At 31.3% G+C, this 8056-nt stretch carries 6 protein-coding genes; all 6 read right to left on the reverse strand.

The annotated features are described in order from the left end of the window. Positions 1–131: 131 nt before the first annotated feature. The 6 genes from brxL to J5G60_RS14715 are packed head-to-tail and all read right to left on the reverse strand — an operon-like array spanning position 132 to position 7922. The gene (gene brxL / locus J5G60_RS14690) at positions 132–2180 is read right to left on the reverse strand and encodes a protease Lon-related BREX system protein BrxL (RefSeq protein ID WP_150356556.1); all 2049 of its coding nucleotides are present in this window, start codon (positions 2178–2180) and stop codon (positions 132–134) included. Between the two features lie 17 nt (positions 2181–2197). After that, positions 2198–4723 (reverse strand): BREX-1 system phosphatase PglZ type A, encoded by a 2526-nt coding sequence (gene pglZ, locus J5G60_RS14695; RefSeq protein ID WP_150356555.1) that lies wholly within the window; start codon positions 4721–4723, stop codon positions 2198–2200. A gap of 45 nt (positions 4724–4768) precedes the next feature. Then, on the reverse strand, positions 4769–5962 hold the full coding sequence (gene cmr6, locus J5G60_RS14700; protein WP_150356554.1) for a type III-B CRISPR module RAMP protein Cmr6: 1194 nt from the start codon (positions 5960–5962) through the stop codon (positions 4769–4771). Beyond that, entirely contained in the window at positions 5959–6462 is a 504-nt protein-coding gene (gene cmr5 / locus J5G60_RS14705; RefSeq protein ID WP_150356553.1) for a type III-B CRISPR module-associated protein Cmr5, read from the reverse strand. The genes cmr6 and cmr5 overlap by 4 nt, the downstream gene beginning before the upstream one ends. Beyond that, positions 6440–7348 (reverse strand): type III-B CRISPR module RAMP protein Cmr4, encoded by a 909-nt coding sequence (gene cmr4, locus J5G60_RS14710; protein ID WP_150356552.1) that lies wholly within the window; start codon positions 7346–7348, stop codon positions 6440–6442. The genes cmr5 and cmr4 overlap by 23 nt, the downstream gene beginning before the upstream one ends. Before the next feature lie 4 nt (positions 7349–7352). Beyond that, positions 7353–7922, reverse strand: coding sequence for a hypothetical protein (locus tag J5G60_RS14715; protein ID WP_207876562.1), 570 nt, complete (start codon positions 7920–7922; stop codon positions 7353–7355). Positions 7923–8056: the final 134 nt, after the last annotated feature.

Consider the following 8056-nt stretch of genomic DNA (forward strand, 5'->3'; position numbering starts at 1 on the left):
ATGTATCTTTTTGAGCTTTTTACTTATAGATTTATGTTATTGTTAAAAATATTATTTATTTTTATTCATTTTCTACTTTTTCAAATTCACTTATCTGTTCCTTTAATATTGCTGCATTTTACAGTCACCCATCACTCTACACCCAATGCCTTGAATACCGCATCCTCCGCACTTTTATAAAAAATCAAATTAAAAGCCCCCACCAATTCAGGTGGCACTGTTCCTAAATCAGATGCTGATGTCAACGGCAATATCACTTTTTTTGCACCACTATCCAAACATACCTGAAGAGTATTAGCCAATTCATCTACTTTGATTAATGTTCCTCCAATACTTATATCTCCCAAGATTGCCATACTGCTAATAGGTGGTTTGTTTAAAGCAACTGAACATATTGCAATTACAGTAGATAATGTCAATGATGTGGTCATACCGATACCATTTAAATCCTGAACATTTACTAGATAATCTTTAGTCACAGTACTTATATTTCCACTAATTGATTTGCTATTTGCTTTAAGGTATCTATATGCTGTATCAACTGATTCTTTAGCTGCTGAATTAGAGCCAAGCCCCGTTCTCTCAAATTTACCATTGCCGGCCGTCATTTGTGTTTCTAATTTAAATACACCAATCATTCCTGATTTGCCCCGGGATACATGATAAACATGACCCGGCTTTCCCATACCTTCTGGAATTAAACTTCCTCCCCCTTGTTCCGGAACTGGAACGTACTCCTCATTAAAAGTTTCAAGATCTATATACGAAAAATTCACATCATAAAATTCCATGCCGCCAATTTTTTTAAGCTGTTCTTTGACCCGCCTTCGCATCTCCAGCGCAAATCTTAAGATTTTTTCAACATTTTCCTTAGTATAATTTCCATCCGGGTGAATAAGTTTTATCATTCCTGATACCGTCTTTTTTACTGCTATAGCATCTCTTTGATTTAGCTGATTTCCCAATTTAAAATATTTATTATAAGCATCTCCATATGAAATTTTACGTAATTCTCTCATAATTTCAGCAAAATAATCCGTTATGAAGCCATAATCATCTGTGAAATATTCCGGCCTATATTTGGGTATTTCCCAGCCAGGCAGATAGCAATGCATACGATCTAAAAAAGCAGTATCCATACCCATAACTTCAGGAAATGGCTCAAACAGATTAGAAGTCTTTAACAACACATCTACTGATTGATTTATATTTCCTATAAAAGCAAAAGAAGCAGAAGCATTTTTTTCCTCTTTTCCACGGGCAAAGGAACCTGATGCCATATAATCCTTCATTATCTGGACTCCATCTTTATCCTTGAAAGTAATCCCAGCTACTTCATCAAAGGCAACACAATCCCACATACCCACAAGCCCAATCTGCTTGGAAGCCATATTATAAAATAAATTTGCCACAGTAGTCTGTCCACCTGAAACCAGAACACTATTAGGGCTGATTTCCTTATAAATATGAGATTTTCCAGTTCCCCTGGGACCAAGCTCACAAAAATTATAATTATTTTCTACCAACGGAATAAGACGTGCCAAATGCAGCCATTTCTCTCTATTACTAAAATTATCTGGTTCCATACCAGTACTGCGAAGTATCACATCAATCCACTCTTTATCTGTAAATTCTCCGCGAGCTGCTTTTATTTCATCTACATCTATTCTCGGCATCTGTATTGGCGTCAGTTTATGTACAATAAAGGGTACTCTTCTCTTATCTCCCTCATTATAATAATATTCCATTTGAACAATACACCAGATTCCCCCGGAGAGAAGTCTTTCATATTTCAAAGGATAGGTATGTGATACGGGTACTCCCCGAAGCCCTAAATTAGAAAATTCAGCTTCATAAGTATCATTCTTGTAGTTTAACTTAACAGAAACTTTATCAATAACCGTATAACTACCTGTTTCACGCAATTTTGAAATGATCTTCTGTGCTTCATCCGGACGTACATAATTTTTAGCCAATATATTTTTTACATTATGCACTCCTTCTTCAATAACTTTTTCATCTTGAGAGGAACAGTACATGCCTAACAAATATTCCAGCACATATATAGGAACATTTGCACCTTCCTTAATTCTTTTAGTTAAATCCTTTCTAACGATTTTCCCGGGAAAATAAGTTAGAAGTTTATTCAAAATTATATCTTTGTCAGCTTCTTCCAGCATACTGCTATCCCTCTTTTCTATATATCAAATCCAAAATCATCTGCAAAAGCAATATCCATTATGACTTCATGACGTAAAATTTCCATATTGGTTTCTGTATCTACCGCCATAAGATAATATTTTTTATCCCGGCTGTATTTCTGGTTTTTTAAATTGAACTTCAACTTGAATATACGGTTTGCAGATTCTTTTTCTTTACTATTGGCCACATGTATTTCCTCATTAGATATAATTTCTCCACTTTCATCAATAAAATAAATTTTATATGTAGCAGGATTTATTACATCACTGATAGGCTCCTGCTGAATAAAATCTAAATTTATAATTAACCCCGTGATTTTAGACAGCATGCTGATTAGTGATATCCTAACATTTTCACTTTTTTTATATCCCCTTACAGTTTTTATCTGAACAACGGGTACCAATATTTCCTGCGGGGAACTGCCACCGTGAACAAAGTTTTGTCCTCCTCCAACTGTTTTAAATATATTGGAGGTCATTGGAACCATTATGCTTCTAGTATCATCATCACCAAGAACATCAGATATATATATTCTCTTTGTTCCCATAATTTTGTAGCTTTTATCTGATACTATAAACCTTTTATTGACTTGAGCATTTTTTGCAAAAGAAATATCTATTTTATCAGATTCAATAGTTTTATTTCTTTTATAAATAAATCCATGGTCAGCTGTCACTATGTACTTAACTCTGGAAACAGTATCCGTAAGCTTTATTATTAATTCCTCTATCTCATCAACGGCTTCTTTACAGGATACAAAAACTTCATCTTCTGTATTTGGTTTATCTCCCCTGGCATCTATTTGATTATGATAAATATAGACTACAGATTTGCCAACAAAAAATTCTCGCAATCTATCATTCTTATATCTTTTTAAATCATCATATTGAATGCTTCCGGAGCTCACAGCCGCAGATTTCAATATTTCATCTCTCTCCATTAAATTAGAACAAGGTTTCCCGTCTACATAAACATCATATTTTTCATCTATATGCAATTCTTTATGAGGAAGTAAAGATGCCATACCCAGCCTAGTATAGGAAGGAAGAACTCCAATCTGTGGTTCGATATCTGCCGCACTAAATTTTTTGTTTCTCTTCATCCTTTCAACTAATTCCTTAGCAACTTCATAGCGAAAAGCATCTGAAATAACAACCACCAGCATTTCTTTACTTCCAGATATAAAATTCTCATAAAAATCTCTTTGAAGCTTATATTCCTTTTTAACTTCTTCATAAGAAAATTTACTGTTAAATTCTTTAGTAACAACATCAAGATATTTGTTAGTATAAATATTTTCTACTAATTCCTGCAAAGTATCAAAAATATGTGGTTTTTTCACTTCGTCTAAATAATAACAGAACTTTCTATAATGACTATCTATTCTATAATCTTCTTTATCATATCTTCTTATTATAGAAAAAATATCAGATTCTGGTTTATAATTCACCTGAGATATTATATAAAATCCGTGCCTTAAAAGATGATACTCGTTAAAACAATTCTTTCCAAAATGTTTTTTCTCCCTAAACCTGCAAAGCCTTGGAATATCCATCCCATCAATACTTGCATTTAAATTTTCATCCAATAAACGTTCAATTATCCACTGAATTATCTTTTCATCTGTAAATCTGAATATATCTAAATCTACGATGTCATCTGCTGATAGATTTTTAAACAATTCTTCACCATTGATTTTCTGATAAATTTCATCGGACAAATTATCAAATTTATCACAGTATAAAACATTGTTCATAAGTTGATCCATAAAAGCTATGACTGTGCCTGATTTACTCAGCAGGTATTTATTTATAGAAGAAGGTAATCCTCCATGAATCTCTTTTTCAGCATAAGTTAAAAAAAGACTTATAATAAACTTTTCAAGATTGGGCTCATTGTCTGTAAAAGAGAAGGTACTGCCAATATGCTTCCAGAATGCCTCACACAGCCCATATTTTTCAAACTCCATCATATATTCATTGTTATTAAGCTGACTTCCAGTTAAAACAATACGTACTACTTCTTCAAAGTTTGCCACCTTGGACCTAGCCAGAACACTAAGCAGTGCTACCTCTATAGTATTTTCATCATAACTATCCACTTCCAAATCATAAAACTTCTTTGTTCTACCTTTTTCACCAAAGAATTTTACATATTTTTGTAATACTGGTTTATATTCTTCATCTATACCTAAATCTACCGCCAGCAAAGATGCCCTATCAGCGAAAAACTCCTTAGAATATTTAATAGTATCTGCTAAATGATTTTCCCTGGAATCAGGTTTAGAAAAAGGAGCATATATAAGATAATTGCTCTTTGTATCTTTTCTTTCAAGCAATACTTTTGTCTGAAATAAATTAGTATGAGTCAGGTAATGAATCTTGACATTCCTCAGCTTCAGATTTCTAATATCCTCTTCAAAATCTCCATTGTCATCATACCAAAAAACAATTTTGCGTCTATCCCCGATAAATTCCGAATTTAACTTGTCTTCAATTTGTTTTAAATTTAATTCAGCCACAGAGCTACCCTTCTTCCTACATAACCTTTGTCATTATTAATTTTTTTAAATTTGACAATTTAATATCTCACAAATTTTCTCAATTTTTTTGTTTAGTTTAGGGCCATTTTTTTTATTCCATCTTCCTGCAGAAACAAGATATTTTTTCATAAATTCAACCAATTCTATTTTTTCATTTTCATTGACATTATCTATATAATCATTAAACAGGTTCATAATTTTATCATGTTTAGAATTTGAATCCGTAATTTTATTAACTTTATACATTTCTATCTGAAGTTCTGTCATGCCTTTTGTTTCTTCCTCAAATTTTTTCTTTTCCATTTCTGCTTTTTGCATTTGACTCCTTTTCTTTATCTGATTCACTATTTTTTCTTTATTTAAATCAAAAAATCCATACCCAACTGAGGTTTTAGCTCCTAACCCATTATACCTTAAAACATCTATAATATTTTCCAGTATAAATTCCACTATATTTTTATTTTTATCCAAAGTACATTCCCTATTCAATATATCATTACTTATTCCTATATTAAAGTTAAAGGAAGCGTTTTTAACTACCATAAAATTATTAACAATAATTTTTTCTGTATCCAATGGCAGTGAATTGCCCTGGTAATATTCATTATAATCAGTAGACATTACATCTTTCTTTATTTCAAATCCATCTATGGGATATGAATCCAAAAAAATAACCTTGCCCTGATAACCACTTGTTTTTCCCTGCAGTTCTTTTCCGAATATTGACATAAAGGAATTGTCGTTTAAAATTTCCACTTCTTTTTCAGAAGAACATTTTCTTATTATATAATTTCTCAAATTCCCCTTAATTGCTTGTCCAGGTATATATGGTATCCCATATATATGGTGCAATGTGATATCTCCCTCAAATACAGATTGTCCTCCAAAACCTATTGCCATTTTATCTATCAGCTTCCCATCAAAGCTTATCCAATAATACTGTTCTCTAGTACCTTCTAATATTAAATCAGTGTTGCATTTAATTTTTCCCAATATGTCATCATATCTATTTTTATCATAATTATATTCTGAACCTTTCAAGCCTGAAAATTTATTTAATTTAAGAGAATAATTAAATGCATTTAATGAATTTTTAGAAACAGCATCAATAAGTTCATTATATCCATAATAGCTTACATCTTTTTGATCTTTATCTTTAAATTTTAAAATATATTTACTATTTTCTTCTTTATAAGTTATTTTCAATTTATCATTCACAGATTTTTCTCACCTTCTATATTTTCACTCTCTATGTCTCCATCTGCAAATCTCTTGATCCAGGAAAACAAGATAATAATTTCTCTAGTCAATAATCTATACTCTTTTGGAGATAGTCCATATACATCCTTTAAATATACTATATACTTATTATTTTTAATATTAGTATTCAAATTTTTCAACACTTCTATATCTTCTGTCTTAGGATTTTTTATGCTCCATTCTCTTATTTGGTCAAATACCTTCTCATATTCTTTTTTATCATGTTTAGAAAAAATAAAAGCCAATGTATTCATCAATCCATTTTTTTGTATCATTACAGGAATTTTCTTTGCCAGAGTCTTATATTTTTCTCGTGTTTTTCCTTCTCCACGATTTTGCTGTGATTCTTTTTTCCCTTCTGACTCAGCGGTATCTTTATCTGCATCTTCTGTTACTGATAAAACACATTCCAGGGCAAACTGAGCAATTTCTATATTAGCATCCTTTAGGCTCGTCATTTTCTCCACTCCCTTTACTTATATCCAGCCTTTTCACAAATCCTTTGCCTATTGTAAAATCCCCGCCTACCTGGAATACATCACCTATATTTTTATCAAAATAACCTATAGAATCTTCATTTTTATCAGCTTTAAAATTTGCAGCATTTAACACAGTAAAATACAATACGGTTTCAGCAGGTAAATATTCTTCTGTAAAGAGTCCGGTATCTTTGGCCACACCTGTTTCTACAGTTATTCTATTCCTTGTTATTATTTCCGTATACATGGTTACAAGTTCTATAAAATCTGAATCCGATAATAGGATAATTCTGCTTTTATCTATATCTTCTAACTTCTTAAATAAATTTTCTAAACCTTTTTTACATTCTCCTGTTTTATCGCCAGCTTTAGTAAAAATATATTCTTCCAGTATAATCTTATTTTCCTCTTCTTCTAAAGCCACTGCCTCTCCCTCATCAACTTTCAAATCATCAATTGATAAATTATCAACTGGATTGCCGCTTAATCTCAAATCTTCCTCCCATCTTTTCAGAATATACGGGCATGTAATAAGTTTAAAGATCTTAGTTGTAGATTTTATTGGAAACAATAATAATTTGGCATCCGTAAATCCTATCAAGCTGGCGGAATCATTCCCATCTTTTGAGCCAAATATTGCATACATTTCGTTCAAAGCCTTTTCATCATCATTAGTATTTGTTTTTTTTAATTTATGATATAAATAACTTTTAATTGAACCTTTTAGAGTCGAAGCTTCTATTTTAGGTATATTTGAATGTTTTTCTCTCTGTATAGGCATATCCGCAATTCCCAAGTCTTGTCCCACTCCTGCATGAATAGGTGTTATGGCCTTTATATATTCTATTTTACTTTTTATATACATCTTATCACTCCCTTATTCTTAATAAATCTTCTAATTTTTTTTCTATTTCGTCTATACCCCAGACGTATAGTTCTGCCCTTTCCGCAGATCCTATTGCGCTCCACTGTTTATCAAATTTTTCTATTTTCTTATCATCAATTTCCTCTTTTAAAAGAGGTGAAATGAGTATTGGCATACCAAACGCTCCTGACAGCCTGTATGTGGTATAGTTATGACTTTTTGCATTGTCACCTTCCATACCTCCGGTTTTACACTCAAAATTAATTAATTTTCCAGTACTACTCAAAAGTGCAATATCCAATTCATCTATTATTGAATAGCCTTTATTTTTGTTATCTTTATCACCTTTTTCAACTTTATCATCTCTATCATCAAATTGTGTTTTTATGCTAAATGCTATTTGATTTATATTATGTTTAAATTTAACATTTCTTAGTGCTTTATATATTTTATACCCTGCTATTTTTTCAAAAATATATCCTGCTGGGCAAGATTTCTTCATCTCATCTGATTTATATATATCATATTTACAGTTTTTAAGTCTTTCAGAATCTTTTTTATTATATTTTTTCAAATTTTCAAACGTTTCTTTTATATATTCTTTTCTTCCATTTTCTGTTTTTCCTGAGTTTGATTTCAAAAATTGTTCTCTAAAAGAAGTATCTGCCTGTCTCTTATAAAAATCTCATAGACCACGAGACCGTACTA

The sequence above is a fragment of the Clostridium sp. HV4-5-A1G genome (genome assembly GCF_900184915.1).
In the GTDB taxonomy this organism is placed as follows: domain Bacteria; phylum Bacillota; class Clostridia; order Clostridiales; family Clostridiaceae; genus Clostridium_B; species Clostridium_B aromativorans.

What these genes read in the sequence shown, in the direction of transcription:
- brxL (WP_150356556.1), bottom strand. Translation starts at nt 2,180, where the DNA reads ATGCTGGAAGAAGCTGACAAAGATATAATTTTGAATAAACTTCTAACT.
- cmr4 (WP_150356552.1), bottom strand. Translation starts at nt 7,348, where the DNA reads ATGTATATAAAAAGTAAAATAGAATATATAAAGGCCATAACACCTATT.
- cmr5 (WP_150356553.1), bottom strand. Translation starts at nt 6,462, where the DNA reads ATGACGAGCCTAAAGGATGCTAATATAGAAATTGCTCAGTTTGCCCTG.